This window comes from Kouleothrix sp., assembly GCF_046328425.1.
Taxonomy (GTDB): domain Bacteria; phylum Chloroflexota; class Chloroflexia; order Chloroflexales; family Roseiflexaceae; genus Kouleothrix.
This window is the reverse complement of the sequence record NZ_JAXLWP010000004.1, coordinates 166,932-180,271: the sequence shown is the minus strand read 5'-3', so window position 1 is coordinate 180,271 and position 13,340 is coordinate 166,932. Positions and strand designations below refer to the sequence as shown.

The following is a 13,340-nucleotide window of genomic DNA, read 5'->3' as shown; positions in this document are numbered from 1 at the left end:
TCCCTTAGCCGCTTAGCAAGGTGTGCAGGTTAGAAATGGAACGCTTCATACCAACGCTGATTCTGATCGGCACGGCGCTGGTGTTTCACGGCATCCTGTGGGCGCGCAACGCCGCGTTTCTGTGGTCGCGCCGGCGCACCATCCTGGCGGTGGTGCTGCTCGCCGAGCTGTGGCAGCTCGTCACCGACCCGATCGGCGCGATCTGGGGCGCCTGGCGCATCAACCAGGCTCAGGTGCTCGGCATCTGGCTGTATGGCGTTGGCATCACGCCTATCGATAATCTGCTGGGGATCGCGCTGGTGAGCAGCGCCGCCGCGTGCGCCGTGCTGGTGTTCGGCTATGGCCCGCGCCGCTGGATCTGGTAGGCCGCGCCCGCCGCACCTATGCTATAATGCCCACAGTTCGCACACAGGTGCTACAGCGCGAGGCGGCATGAGCGACGACCGAATTCTCGACCCTAACTCCGGCGAAGACGACCAGCAGGTCGAGAAGAGCCTGCGCCCGAAGAAGCTGGCCGAGTTCATCGGCCAGGAAAAGATCGTCGAGCAGCTCAAGATCGCGATCGCCGCCGCCAAGGGCCGCAAAGAGCCGCTCGACCACACGCTGTTCTACGGGCCGCCCGGCCTGGGCAAAACCAGCCTGGCCGGCGTGCTGGCCAACGAGATGGGCGTGAACATCAAGCTCACCTCCGGCCCGGCGATCGAGCGCGCCGGCGACCTCGCCGCCATCCTCACGAATGTCCAGAAGGACGACGTGCTGTTCATCGACGAGATCCACCGCCTCAACCGCGCCGTCGAAGAGGTGCTCTACCCCGCGATGGAAGACTTCGCGCTCGACATCATGGTCGGCAAGGGCCCGAGCGCGCGCAACCTGCGCCTGAACCTGGCCAAGTTCACCGTGGTGGGCGCCACCACGCGCGTGGCGCTGCTCACCTCGCCGCTGCGCGACCGCTTCGGCTCGGTGCATCGCATGGAGTTCTATTCGGCCGAGGCGCTGTTCGATATCGTCATGCGCTCGGCGCGTATCCTCGGCGTTGTGTCCACGCCCGAGGGCGCGCACGAGATCGCCCGGCGCGCGCGCGGCACGCCGCGCATCGTCAACCGGCTGCTGCGCCGCGTGCGCGATTACGCCCAGGTGGTCGGTGGCGGCGTGATTACGCTCGAGGTCGCCCGCGTGGCCCTGGCGCAGCTGGAGGTCGACGAGCTTGGGCTCGACGAGAACGACCGCCGGCTGCTGCGCGCGATCATCGAGCTGTTCAACGGCGGGCCGGTGGGCCTCTCGACGCTGGCCGCCGCGCTGGCCGAAGAGGTCGACGCGATCGAAGATGTGTACGAGCCGTTTCTGCTCCAGCTTGGCTTTCTGCAGCGCACGCCACGCGGCCGCATCGCCACCCGCCGCGCCTACGATCACCTTGGCATCACCTACATCGAGAAGCTGCCGCCCGACACCGGCCCCGAGCAGGCGCGCCTCTGGTAGGCCGCTGCGCGGAATTTCAGCCGGTGCCAGCCGCAATGCCGCGCGCGTATGCCTCAGGCTAGCGCGGCACCAGCCTCCGCGCCCTGAGGCATCCGCCACCAGCCTGGCACGCGCTGCCGCGCTCTGTTCCTGCCGGCTGATACGCTGTTCGCTTGATCACGTAGAGATTGTGTTGCACGACGTGGCGAAGCCACGTCGTGCAACACAATACGAAATTTGCGGGCGGCGAAGCGGCGCAGGGGTGCGGCCGCCGCGAAACGATGGTATAATTCCATCCCGCACGCATGTTTGGAGACGATTCCGCGTACGCCTATGTCGAATGTCCCACAGCGAATCGGCAACTACCAGCTCGAGCGCCAGCTCGGCAAAGGCGGCATCGGCGAAGTGTGGCTCGGCCGCCACCGCAGCCTCGAGAACCGCCTGAGCGCGGTGAAGCTGCTGATGTCGCAGGACCCCGAGTGGGTCGACCGCTTCGGCCGCGAGGCCAGCATCACCAGCCGCCTGCGCCACGAGCATATTATTCAGATCTTCGATCACGGCTACCAGCAGCCGTTCTACTATACCGTCATGGAGTACGTGGCCGGCGGGGCGCTGCGCAGCTTGCTGAAGCCCGGCCAGCCGCTGGCGCTCGACCTGGCGCTGCGGATCTTTCGCGACGCCGGCGCCGCGCTCGATTACGCCCACGCCCACGGCGTGATCCACCGCGATGTCTCGCCCGGCAATATCCTCGTCGAGCAGGAGACCGGGCGCGTGCTGCTCACCGACTTCGGCATCGCCCGCGAGTCTGGCCGCACCGGCATGACCACGATCAGCAAGGTGATGGGCACGCCCGGCTACCTCTCGCCCGAGCACGCATCGTCGGCCACGGCCGTCACGCATCTATCCGATATTTACAGCCTGGGCGTAGTGCTCTACGAGATGCTCAGCGGCAACCTGCCGTGGGATCACGTGCCCGGCATGCCCGACAGCACCGGCGGGGCGTTTGCGCCGCCGCCGCCGCTGCGCGAGCGCGGCGTGCAGGGCCTGCCGCCGGATGTCGACCGCGTGCTGCTGACCATGCTGGCGCTCGACCCGGCCAAGCGCTACCCCAGCCTCCGCGCGGCGATCGACGAGCTCGACCAGGTGCTGGCGCGCCATACCGGCCCGACGCAGGTGCTCGGCGCGCCCGAGAAAGAGCGCCCGCTGCTGGTGCCCGGCTTCGACCCATCTGCCGGCGCCGCGCCGCTCATCCCGGCCAAGCCGGTCGAGCCCCACCCGGTTGAAAAGATCCTCGGCGCCGACCTGATCAAAGGCCCCATGCAGAAGGCCCGCGAGCGCGCCGAGGCGCTGGCGCGCCGCGCCGAGCTCGAGGCGCTGCTGAACGCCTGGAGCAAGGCTGGCCCGTTTCGGCGCAAGCTGCTGGGCCGCCAGGCGCTGTTTCACCGCTCGACCAGCACCAACGTGTATTTCTACACGCTGAACGTGCTCTACGAGACGCGCGAGCCGATCAAAACCGTCGAGGAGCCCGATGTCCAGGCCCAGCCGATCGGCCGCGAGCGCGAGCAGGATCGCTGGGGCCTGGCCCTGCCGGCGCCCAAGGGCTTTCAGGCCGACGCCGGCGGCACGGTGACGCTGCCCGGCTCGACGCGCGTGCTCACCTGCGACGACTGCGAGGGCCACGGGCGCACCACCTGCCCGCGCTGCAAGGGCGCCGCGCGCGTGCTGGTGCGCCGCGATTCGGCGAAGCCCGGCCAGGCCGCCAGCCAGCCGGCCGCGGGGCAGGCCACCGCCACCGCCGCCCCGCCCCAGCCGGCGCAGGTGCTGGTGCCCTGCCCCGACTGCTCGGGCAGCGGCAGCCTCAAGTGCGACCGCTGCGATGGCCTTGGCCGGCTGGTGCAGCGCAAGACAACTACGTGGCGGCGGCGCGCCGAGCTGCTGCGCAGCAACGACGACCTGCCGCTGCTCGACGAGAACTGGCTGCAGCGCGAGTGCAAGCTCACCGAGGTGTATCGCGAGCAGCAGGCCGGCGATGTGCGCGCCGAGTGGAAGCTGGTGCCCGGGCTGGCCGAGCTGCTGGCGAAGGCGCAGACCGGCGCCGGCCCCGATACGCGCATCGCGCTGAGCGAGGTGGCGATCGCCTTCATCCCGATCACCGAGATCATCTTCGACCTCGGCGAGCTGCCGGCCGCGCCGGCCGCGCCAGCCGCGCCCGCCAAGAACGGCAAGGCCGCCAAGCAAAAGCGCTCGGCCGAGAGCGGCCTGTACAGCTGGCATATCTATGGCTTCGAGCGCAGGCTGCCGCGCGACTGGCGCTTTCTCAACTGGGACGCGGTGCTGATGTATGTTTTCGGCGGGCTGCTGGCGCTGCTGCTCGTCGCGATCCTCGTGATCTCGCTCCTTGGCCGCTGATCGCCGCGCGCTGCAACAATGCCGCGCCGGCCGGCGTATCATCGGCATAAGCGAAAGCACTGGCCGCAGGCCATAGACACAAGGAGCGACATCATGTACAACCCCAGCCAGCGGCTCATGCGCAGCCGCACCGACAAAGTCATCGCCGGCGTGGCCGGCGGCATTGGCCAATATCTCGCGATCGACCCGGTGATCGTGCGGCTCGCGCTCGTGGCGCTGGTGTTCACCGGCGTGGGCGTGCTGCTCTACCCGGTGCTGTGGCTGATCATGCCGGTCGAGGGCGGCCAGCGCCCCGCGCCCGACCAGGTGTTCGACGAGATGCGCCAGCAAGCCCAGCGCGTGGGGGACGAGGTGCGCGAGGTGTTTGTGTCGTCGCGCCGCGTGCGCTTCGACCCGATGACTGGCCAGCCGGCCGACCCTGAGGCCGAGATCCCGATCAACAATGTCGGCGGTGGGGCCGCGCCATCTACCCCCGAAGAGCGCCGCAACCGCGTGCTCGGCGTGGTGCTGCTGGGCGTCGGCGCGATCATCCTGCTGAGCATGATCCCCGGCTTCGGCAAGCTGCTGCTGCCGGTGGTGCTGATCGCCGCTGGCGTGATGGTGCTGCGCCGCCGCTAATGCCAGCGCGGCACTCGGCTAGTATATGTATAGGTTCGGGGGTGGCGAAGCCGCCCCCGAACTTTCTGTTTGCGATGCCCTTGCTGTATGTGGTTCGGGGCGGCGAAGCCGCCCCGAATATTGTGCGATGCGCTGCCCGGCGAAGACGGGCAGCGCATCGCATACAGAAAGTGATCACGAGATAGGATGAATAAAAATTTGAAATTGGCGTAATCCGCGCGTAATCCGCCGATCTTCTCAGCCGGAGCGCGCCAGGCTATGCTAGTATTCGAACCGAAGAGGGGCAGCGTCGCAAATCGCTCCACAACGCACCACGCATCCAAGCTCCAAGCACTTCACTTCACAGCGTGCCCTGGGCCACATGCAATCCAGCCAGCCAGGGCGCTCCTCTTCCTCCGCCCGCACCAGGACGATCTGCTCCGCGACGAACGAACCGCGCCGGCCTGCCACGGAAGTGGCGGCCGGCGCGGTTCGTTCGTCGCGTGCGTATGCGGCCAGATGCCGAGCTGGTACTATACGCTGTTCGCTTGATCACGTATAGATTGTAGGAGTTACGCACTTGTTCTGTTCGGCTTGCTCAAGCGACGAGATTGAGCCTGCGGCAGCATGGTACCTCTCCATCTTCTGTATGCGGTTTTTCCGCGCGGAGCGCGGAAAAACCGCATACGATTTGTAGATACAGTACCGCCGAATTTGGTATTACTTCCCCTTCCCCAGCTCGGCCGAGCGCCGGTAGGCCGCCCAGATCGCGTCGGTGAGCACCGTGCGCAGGCCGCCGCGCTCAAGCTCGTACAGCGCCGCAGCTGTGGTGCCGGCCGGCGATGTCACGCCGTTCTTCAGCTCGGCCAGGTGCTTGCCGCTCTGCATGGCGTACAGCACCGAGCCGTGCATGGTTTCGAGCACCAGCTGCTGGGCCATGTAGCGCGGGAACCCGAGGTGCACGCCGGCGTCGACCATGGCCTCCATCAGCAGGAAGAAGTAGGCCGGCCCGGTGCCCGAGAGCGCCGTGGCCATATCCAGGTAGTTCTCGTCGTCGACATACTGCTCGTGGCCGAACGAGCCGAGGATGGTGCGCGCCCAGCCGCGCTGCTGCTCGGTCACGGCCGGCGCGGCCGTCCACACGGTCATGCCGTGGCCGATCTGCGCGGGCGTGTTCGGCATCGAGCGCACCACCTGCGGGTGGCCCAGCAGGTCGGCGAAGTGCCGCAGTGGCGCGCCGGCCACAATCGAGATCACCAGCTCGCCGTCGCCGAGCGTGCCGCGCAGCTCGGGCAGCAGCCGCGGCAGTGTCTGCGGCTTCACCGCGAACACCGCCACCTGCGCCCAGTGCACCGCCGCGACGTTGTCGTCGGTCACCTGCACGCCGTAGCGCCCGGCGATCTCGTCGCGCCGCTCGGCGCGCAGCTCGGTGGCCATGATCTGCCCCGGCTCAACCAGCTCTTGCTGCAGCATGCCGCTGATCATCGCCTCGCCCATGATTCCCGCGCCGATCACCGCTATTCGTAAGTCGCGTATCATTACAATCTGGCCTTTCCGCCACAGTCAAGGTGGCAAGATGGCAAGGTGGCAAGATGACAGAGCTGCCCCGCTGAGCTTGTCATCGTGTCGCCCGGTCATCTTGTCAGCGCTGCTCGTACCCCTCGGTGCCCGGCACGCCGAAGCCCGCGCACAGCGCTACCACTTCTTCGCGCACCCGCCCGATCACCGCCTCGTCGCCGATATGCGTCACTACTTCGTCGATCAGCCTGGCCACGCTGTCCATCTCGGCCACGCCCATGCCGCGCGTGGTGATCGCCGGCGTGCCGATGCGGATGCCGCTCGTCACGAGCGGCGACTTATCGTCGAACGGCACCGAGTTTTTATTCAGGGTGATATGCGCGCGGTCGAGCGCCTCCTGGGCGGCCTTGCCGGTCACGCCCTTGTTGCGCAAATCGACCAGCATGAGGTGGTTGTCGGTGCCGCCCGAGATGATATGGTAGCCGCGGCCGATCAGCGCGCCGGCCAGCGCCTGGGCGTTGCGGATGATCTGGGCGGCGTAGTCGGCAAACTCGGGCTGCAGGTTCTCGCGGAAGCCGACGGCCTTGGCGGCCACCACGTGCATGAGCGGGCCGCCCTGCGCGCCGGGGATCACATTCTTGTCGAGCAGCTCCGACATCATCAGCGTGCGCCCGCTCTTGGCGGCCGTCTGGCCGAATGGGTTCTCGAAATCCTGGCCCATCAGGATCAGGCCGCCGCGCGGGCCGCGCAGCGTTTTGTGGGTGGTAGAGGTGACGACATGCGCGTGCGGCACCGGGCTGGGCAGCAGGCCTTTGGCGATCAGCCCGGCCGGGTGGGCGATGTCGGCGAACAGAAACGCGCCCACCGCGTCGGCGATCTGGCGGAAGCGCGCGAAGTCGATCGCCCGCGAGTAGGCGCTCGCGCCCACGGTGATCATCTTCGGCTTCTCGCGCCGCGCCACCGCCTCGACCTGGTCGTAGTCCAGCAGCTCGCTGTGCGGGTCCACGCCGTAGGCTACGAAGCGGTATAGCTGGCCCGAAAAATTCACCGGCGAGCCGTGGGTCAGGTGGCCGCCGTGCGACAGGTCCATGCCCAGCACGGTGTCGCCGGGCTTGAGGAAGGTGAAGTACACCGCCATATTCGCCTGGGTGCCCGAGTGCGGCTGCACATTGGCGTAGGCCGCGCCGAACAGCTCGCGCGCGCGCGCCCGCGCCAGGTTCTCGGCCTGATCGACATATTCGCAGCCGCCGTAGTAGCGGTTGCCGGGGTAGCCCTCGGCGTACTTATTGGTGAGGATCGAGCCCTGCGCTTCGAGCACGGCGCGGCTGGTGTAGTTTTCGCTGGCGATCAGCTCGAGCCCATCGCGCTGGCGCCGGGCCTCGCTGGCCAGAATGTGGGCGACGTCGGGGTCGTTCTGCCAGAGCGTGGCGAGTGCTGACATGCTGGTGCTTCCTTTCAGATTCGTTGGTTGGCGGGCGGCGCTGCCCTGCCGCTGGGGCGCTATTATACCAAATCCGCCCGCGCCCTTTTGCTCTGCGCGCGGGCATACGAAAATCCCCCTTTCTCGCCGAGAAAGGAGGATGGTGCGGGCGCCAGGCTGCGGCGAGCCGGGCCTAGTTCAAGCTGTAGTGTGCGCTGGCGGGAGGCTGCGGCTCGGAAGTGCTGCCGGCGGCAACGTCGAGCGCGTACGAGAGCTGCGAGATGAACTCGTGCAGGTCGAAGGGTTTCGGCAGCGTGGCGCAGCGCATCTGGGCCGTCGGCCAGCTGATCTCGTTCAGCAGGCGGCTGTCGGTCGAGCTGAGCAGCACGCCAACATTGCGCAGCGCGGGGCTCTGGCGTAGCTGCTGGAGCAGCTGCATGCAGGTGTCGGCATCGCCAGGGCCGATATCGACGATCACGCCGTCGGGCTGGGCGCGCTCGATCTCGCAGATAGTTGGCGGCAGGCTGGCGCAGCGCCGCATGGTATAGCCTTCGCCGAGCAAAATTTCTTCGATCAGCGCGGAGATGCTGCGATCGTGTTCGGCAACAAGAATGGTACGGCCTTTGGTCATTTCTCTGTCCTTCCGCTGGCGATACAGTGCGTGCCAGGCACGCTACCATACCGCTGCGGCTGCTTCTGCCGCAGGTACGGCTGCGGCGTAAGGTCACCGGCATATTGAACTATGCGTAATGCGAGATGCAAGCGCGCATTTCGAGGTTGGCTTTGTCTCACCGGCCGCGCGGCGCCTGTGCTTGCGCCTGCCCCAGGGCCTGGTGGCGAGCAGTGTGGGGATGAGAGAGGGCCGGCTATGCCTCGAATGGGTGCGCAAGGTGTGCGGGGCCAGTGCGGCCCCGCGTTCGCCGAGTAATACTGAGCATGGTGCCATCGGCATGGAACTCGAATGCCTACACGTCCTGCTCCGCCCCTCGTCCAGCATGCGTTATTACCGGCGTGAATGTAGTCTAGCAGCTTTGCGGCTACTCCGGTGTGGGGGAAATTGCCGAGCGCGTGTCGGGTAAATACCCTACAGCTTCTTGCAGGCGGCTAGCTCTCGTCGAACCAGCCGCGCTGCATGGCGTAGCGCACCAGCGCCGCGCGGCTGTGCAGCCCGAGCTTCTCCATCGCGCGGTTTTTGTAGGTGTCGACGGTCTTCACGCTGATGCCCAGCCGCGTCGCGATTTCTTTGTTGCTGTAGCCGAATGCGGTGAGCCGCACGACATCGGCCTCGCGCGCGCTTAGGTCGGCCTCGGCGCTTTCGTTGGCGGCCTGGGTGCGCACGAAGCTCTGCACCACCCGCCCGGCGATGGCTGTGTCGAGGTGGGTGCGGCCCTCGGCGACCGCGCGGATTGCGCTCAGCAGCTCGGCGGCGGAGGTTTGCTTCAGCATATAGCCGCGCGCGCCGGCCTGGAGCATCTGGCGCACATAGCCCGGCTCGCTGTGGCGCGTCAGCGCGACGACCTGGATCTCGGGGCAGGTTTCGAGCAGCTGCGCGGTGAGCTGCGCGCCGCTCAGGCCCGGCATCGACACGTCGATGACCGCGACATCGGGCCGGCAGTCGCGGATCTGATCGATCGCGATGCGGCCATCGCTCGCCTGACCGATCACTTCCATGTCCATCTGCTCGCCGATCAGCGCCGCCAGGCCTTCGCGCAGCACGGCGTGGTCGTCGGCGAGAAATATGCGCAGCTTATGAAGTCGCATCAGCGCCTCCGCGCGGCCCTAGCGGAATACGTATAAACAACGTCGTGCCGCTTCGCCGGGCCGACTCAATCGTGACAGTGCCGTTCACCAGCGCGACGCGCTCGTGGATGCCCAGCAGGCCGAGTCGCCGCTCGCCGGCCTGGCCCGTGCTGGCGACGTCGGTGTCGAAACCGATCCCGTCGTCTTCGACGATCAGGCTGAGCTGGTTATCGTGCTGCTCGAGTATCACGCTCACGTGGTGTGCCTCGGCGTGCTTGAGCACATTGGTGAGCGCTTCTTGCACTACCCGGTACACCACGATCTCGATCTCGCCCGCCAGCCGTGCGCTCGTGTCGGGCATCGCCTGGAACTCGGCGGCGATGCCGTGGCGCTCGGCCCATTCCTCGACGTGCTGCTGCAGCGCCGCGCGCAGGCCCAGGTCGTCGAGCAGGCTGGGGCGCAGCTCGAACGCCAGCTGGTCGACATCGCGGTCGAGCCGGTGGGCGATCTGCTGGAGCCGCGCAAGCTGCTTGGCGCGCGCGGGGCTGAGGCGCGGCGCGGCGAGCTGGTCGAGCCCGATGCGCAGCGCGCTGAGCTGTTGCCCGAGCTGGTCGTGCAGCTCGCGCGCGATACGCCGGCGCTCTTCCTCTTGGGCGGTGACGAGCTGGCGCAGCACCTGGCTGCGCGCCAGCTCGGCGCGCTGGCGATCGGCCACTTCGGATTGCAGCTGCTGGTTGGCAATTGCGAGCGCGCTGGTGCGTTCTGTTACGCGCTGCTCGAGCAGCGCCTGCCCCTGCTGCAAGATATCGTCGGCCTGCTTTTGGCGGGTCAGGTCGCGCATGACTTTCACGAAGCCCTGCACCGTGCCGTGCGCGTCGTGGATCTGCGACATAAGGCTACTGGCGTAAAAACGCGCCCCATCTTTGCGCACCTGCCAGCGCTCATCTTCCGATCGGCCCCTCTGGAGCGTCTGTTGCAATTCCTGTTCCGGTGCTCCTTGGGTGCGATCTTCCGGCGTAAACAGCAGCGCGCCGGGTTGGCCCAGCACCTCGGCCTCGCTATAGCCCAGCAGTCGCTCGGCGGCCGGGCTCCAGCTATCGATCCGCCCGCCCAAATCCTGCGTAAAGATCGCGAAATCCTGCACGCTTTCGAACAGCAGGCGCAGCCGAATTTCATTGGCCTGTAGCGCCTCTTCGGCACGCTTGCGCTCGGTGATGTCGATGAATGTCAGGATCACGCCGTCGATCTTGTCTTCGACGGTGCGGTAGGGCAGCAGCCGGGCCAGGTACCAGTGCGCGTCCTGGCTGGCCACCTCGCGCTCGACTTTGGCGAGGGTTTCGAGCACGCCCATCGCGTCGGCGGCCAGCTGCGTGTAGCTGAGCTTGTGGGTGATGTGGGTCAGTGGCCGATTGATATCGGATGGGATGAGGTTGAAGATCACCTGGGCGCTGGGCGTGTAGCGCTTGATCCGCATCTCGCGATCGACAAAAATCGTGCCGATCTCGGTCGAGGCCATGAGGTTGAGTAGGTCGTTGTTCGACTGGCTGACCTCGTCGACTTTATGCTTTAGCTCCTGGTTGACTGTGGTCAGCTCTTCGTTCACCGACTGCAGCTCTTCTTTGCTGGTTTCAAGCTCTTCGGTGGCGGCGCGCAGCTCTTCGTTGATCGCCTGCAGCTCTTCATTGGCGGCCTTGTACTCTTCCACCGCCGTTTCGTACTGCTCGATCGTGGTGCGCAGCTGGTCTTTGGTGCGCTGGAGCTCGTCTTCGAGCTGGCGCACCACCGGCTCGGCATCGTTAGGCGCTAACTGCTCGAACGTGCTGGCGTCGGCCAAGTCGCGAAACACCACCAGCACATAGCCGCGGGCCCAATCGGGCGCCTGCAACGGCCGGACGATCAGGTCGACGAGGCGCGCACCGCCAGCGGTGGCGATACGCACGCGCCGGATCTCGATGTCGCTGATCTTCTGCATGGCCGCGAATAACGCCGTGCGCAGTTCGAGCCGCAGGTCGGGGTGCACCACCTTGAGTAGGTTGTGCGACGGCTCGCCCTCGATGAACTGCAAAAAGGCGCCAATACCGCGCGACAGGTGCACGATGTCGTAGTCCTCGTTGACGATCACGCTAGGCGGGATGTAGTTGGCCAGCAGCTGGCTGTGCAGCTCGCCGAACGAGTGCAGGCCGGCGTCGCTCGGGCCGCGCTTGGCGGCCTGCGGCCGGTGCGGCGGCCCCACCAGCGGCAGGCCAGGGACAGTACTCGGCGCAGCGTTGGGAGCGAGCCGGCGCTGGAACAGGCGCTGGCTTTTGTCGATCGGCACGAACAGCCCCGGCACGCCGTCGGTCGACTCCGAGGCGCCCAGCAGCATCACGCCCTCGGGCCGCAGCACGAAGTGAAACAGCTGCAGCACCTGCTCTTGCACGTCGCGGTTGAGGTAGATCAGCAGGTTCCGGCAGGTGATCAGGTCGAGCTTCGAGAACGGCGGGTCGCGCAGCAGGTTGTGCGGCGCGAACAGCACCAGGTCGCGGATCTCTTTCTTGATGCGGTAGCGGCCCTGCTCGGCCTGAAAAAAGCGCTGGAGCCGCTCGGGCGCGACATCGGCGGCGATCGTGTCGGGGTACACGCCCTGGCGGGCGATGCCGATCGCGTCTTCGTCGATGTCGGTGGCGAAGACCTGGATGGTCGGCGGCAGGTCGAGCAGCAGGGCGCACTCGTAGAGCAAGATTGCCACCGAGTAGGCTTCCTCGCCTGTGGCGCAGCCCGCCACCCAGGCGCGGATCTGCTCGCCCGGCTCTTTGCCGGCAAAGATCGCCGGGAGCACCGTGGTGAGCGCGTGCCAGGCGGCGGTGTCGCGGAAGAAGTTCGTCACGCTGATCAGCAGGTCGCGCAGCAGCGCCTGCACCTCGTCGGGCCGCGAGCGCAGCACGGCCAGGTACGCCGCCAGATCGACCATGCCGGTGACCTGCATGCGCCGGCCGATGCGGCGCAGCAGCGTTGGGCGCTTGTACTGGCTGAAATCGTGGCCGGTGCGCGCGCGTAGCAGCGCGAAGATCTCGCGCAGCGTGTCGGCTTCGATCTCGGGCCGCACCGCCTCGGTGGGCAGGTGCATAGTCGCGGCGGTGCGCCAGTAGGCGATCAGCTGGCCGGGCATATCGGCCACTGCGAGAATGAAATCGACCAGGCTGGTGGCGATCACATTGCGCGGCATCGCATCGAACTCGGCCTCGGCCGGATCCTGCACCAGCACCACCCCGCCGCGCTCTTTGATGCGCTGCACGCCGATCGTGCCGTCGGCGCCGCTGCCGCTGAGCACGATCGCGGCGGCGCGCTGCGCGTGCGTCTCGGCCAGGGTGCGAAAGAACAGGTCGATCGGCGCGCGCCGGCCGCGCGGGCCTTCGGGCTCGGTGAGCTGCACGCTGCCGTCGGCCATCGAAAGGTGCTTGGTGGGCGGGATGACATACACATGGTTGGCAAGCACCTGCGTCGGCTCCAGTACCTGCGTCACGGGCATGCTGGTGACCTGCTGCAGCACGCTGGCGAGGTTGCTCTCGAATTCAGGCGGCAGGTGCAGAATCACCACAAAGGCCATGCCGCTGTCGGGGGGCATATGGCTGAACAGCGAGCGCAGCGCCGCAACCCCGCCCGACGACGCGCCAATGCCGACGATCGGAAAGGTTTCGTCGCTCTCGGCTGGCTCCTGGGCTGGTTTGGCCCGCGATTTGCGGCGCGGCGAGTTGGCCTTCATACTGCCTCCAGCTAGCGCTTCGGAGTGCGCAGGTGCTGCCGCCGGGCGGCACCTGCGCAAAAGTATTAGAAGCTGCCCGACAAGGGTGGTTTGGAGCGACGAAGTCCCTCGCACTTGCCCTTTTCAGACATGCTGTACGTGTCGATCTTCTGCACCTTTGGTATGCATTAGACTGTATTGGAAATACGGGATAGGACGTACGCAGTTGCGCTGTTCGGCTTCCCGAAGCCGCGCACATCTTGCCTGCGGCAGCAAGGTACTTTTTGATCATTGTGTGCGGTTTTCTGCGCTCCGCGCGGAAAAACCGCACACCTCTACGGCATAAGGTACCGCTCTGCCGAAGGCTGAGCTCGCCAACTGCGTAAGTCATAAGGGGAGCCGGAGGGGCAAAGCCCCTCCGAACCTCGCTGGTGGGGCATATATGCTAGCAAAGCTAGCATATATGCCCCACCAACAGAA

The 13,340-nt window shown here is 66.7% G+C and carries 9 protein-coding genes; 4 read left to right on the top strand and 5 right to left on the bottom strand.

Annotation, left to right across the window (positions count from 1 at the left end):
• Positions 1 to 35: 35 nt before the first annotated feature.
• The 4 genes from U0177_RS03580 to U0177_RS03565 all read left to right on the top strand — a co-directional run bounded on the left by U0177_RS03580 (position 36) and on the right by U0177_RS03565 (position 4,482).
• Positions 36 to 365: a hypothetical protein gene (locus tag U0177_RS03580; RefSeq protein WP_409569220.1), complete on the top strand. Its 330-nt coding sequence runs from the start codon at positions 36 to 38 to the stop codon at positions 363 to 365.
• A gap of 67 nt (positions 366 to 432) precedes the next feature.
• On the top strand, positions 433 to 1,476 hold the full coding sequence (gene ruvB / locus U0177_RS03575) for a Holliday junction branch migration DNA helicase RuvB (protein WP_409569219.1): 1,044 nt from the start codon (positions 433 to 435) through the stop codon (positions 1,474 to 1,476).
• 312 nt (positions 1,477 to 1,788) lie between these two features.
• Entirely contained in the window at positions 1,789 to 3,864 is a 2,076-nt protein-coding gene (locus U0177_RS03570) for a protein kinase domain-containing protein (protein WP_409569218.1), read from the top strand.
• Between the two features lie 93 nt (positions 3,865 to 3,957).
• Complete coding sequence (locus U0177_RS03565; protein ID WP_409569217.1) at positions 3,958 to 4,482, top strand: PspC domain-containing protein; 525 nt, start codon at positions 3,958 to 3,960, stop codon at positions 4,480 to 4,482.
• Between the two features lie 699 nt (positions 4,483 to 5,181).
• On the opposite strand, the gene proC is transcribed toward U0177_RS03565, so the two are convergent.
• The 5 genes from proC to U0177_RS03540 form a co-directional block, all read right to left on the bottom strand.
• Positions 5,182 to 6,000 (bottom strand): pyrroline-5-carboxylate reductase, encoded by an 819-nt coding sequence (proC, locus tag U0177_RS03560; protein ID WP_409569216.1) that lies wholly within the window; start codon positions 5,998 to 6,000, stop codon positions 5,182 to 5,184.
• Positions 6,001 to 6,103: 103 nt separating this feature from the next.
• Positions 6,104 to 7,420, bottom strand: coding sequence for a serine hydroxymethyltransferase (gene glyA / locus U0177_RS03555; protein ID WP_409569215.1), 1,317 nt, complete (start codon positions 7,418 to 7,420; stop codon positions 6,104 to 6,106).
• Positions 7,421 to 7,592: 172 nt separating this feature from the next.
• Positions 7,593 to 8,030 carry a hypothetical protein gene (locus tag U0177_RS03550; protein ID WP_409569214.1) on the bottom strand — a complete coding sequence of 146 codons (438 nt, stop codon included), beginning with the start codon at positions 8,028 to 8,030 and terminating at the stop codon, positions 7,593 to 7,595.
• 473 nt (positions 8,031 to 8,503) lie between these two features.
• Positions 8,504 to 9,160, bottom strand: a complete 657-nt coding sequence (locus U0177_RS03545; RefSeq protein ID WP_409569213.1) for a response regulator transcription factor — start codon at positions 9,158 to 9,160, stop codon at positions 8,504 to 8,506.
• Positions 9,147 to 12,881 (bottom strand): chemotaxis protein CheB, encoded by a 3,735-nt coding sequence (locus U0177_RS03540; RefSeq protein ID WP_409569212.1) that lies wholly within the window; start codon positions 12,879 to 12,881, stop codon positions 9,147 to 9,149. The genes U0177_RS03545 and U0177_RS03540 overlap by 14 nt, the downstream gene beginning before the upstream one ends.
• Positions 12,882 to 13,340: the final 459 nt, after the last annotated feature.

Excerpts from the sequence above, each read along its gene's own strand:
- U0177_RS03580 (WP_409569220.1), top strand. The coding sequence starts at position 36 with ATGGAACGCTTCATACCAACGCTGATTCTGATCGGCACGGCGCTGGTG.
- ruvB (WP_409569219.1), top strand. The coding sequence starts at position 433 with ATGAGCGACGACCGAATTCTCGACCCTAACTCCGGCGAAGACGACCAG.
- U0177_RS03570 (WP_409569218.1), top strand. The coding sequence starts at position 1,789 with ATGTCGAATGTCCCACAGCGAATCGGCAACTACCAGCTCGAGCGCCAG.
- U0177_RS03565 (WP_409569217.1), top strand. The coding sequence starts at position 3,958 with ATGTACAACCCCAGCCAGCGGCTCATGCGCAGCCGCACCGACAAAGTC.
- proC (WP_409569216.1), bottom strand. The coding sequence starts at position 6,000 with ATGATACGCGACTTACGAATAGCGGTGATCGGCGCGGGAATCATGGGC.
- glyA (WP_409569215.1), bottom strand. The coding sequence starts at position 7,420 with ATGTCAGCACTCGCCACGCTCTGGCAGAACGACCCCGACGTCGCCCAC.
- U0177_RS03550 (WP_409569214.1), bottom strand. The coding sequence starts at position 8,030 with ATGACCAAAGGCCGTACCATTCTTGTTGCCGAACACGATCGCAGCATC.
- U0177_RS03545 (WP_409569213.1), bottom strand. The coding sequence starts at position 9,160 with ATGCGACTTCATAAGCTGCGCATATTTCTCGCCGACGACCACGCCGTG.
- U0177_RS03540 (WP_409569212.1), bottom strand. The coding sequence starts at position 12,881 with ATGAAGGCCAACTCGCCGCGCCGCAAATCGCGGGCCAAACCAGCCCAG.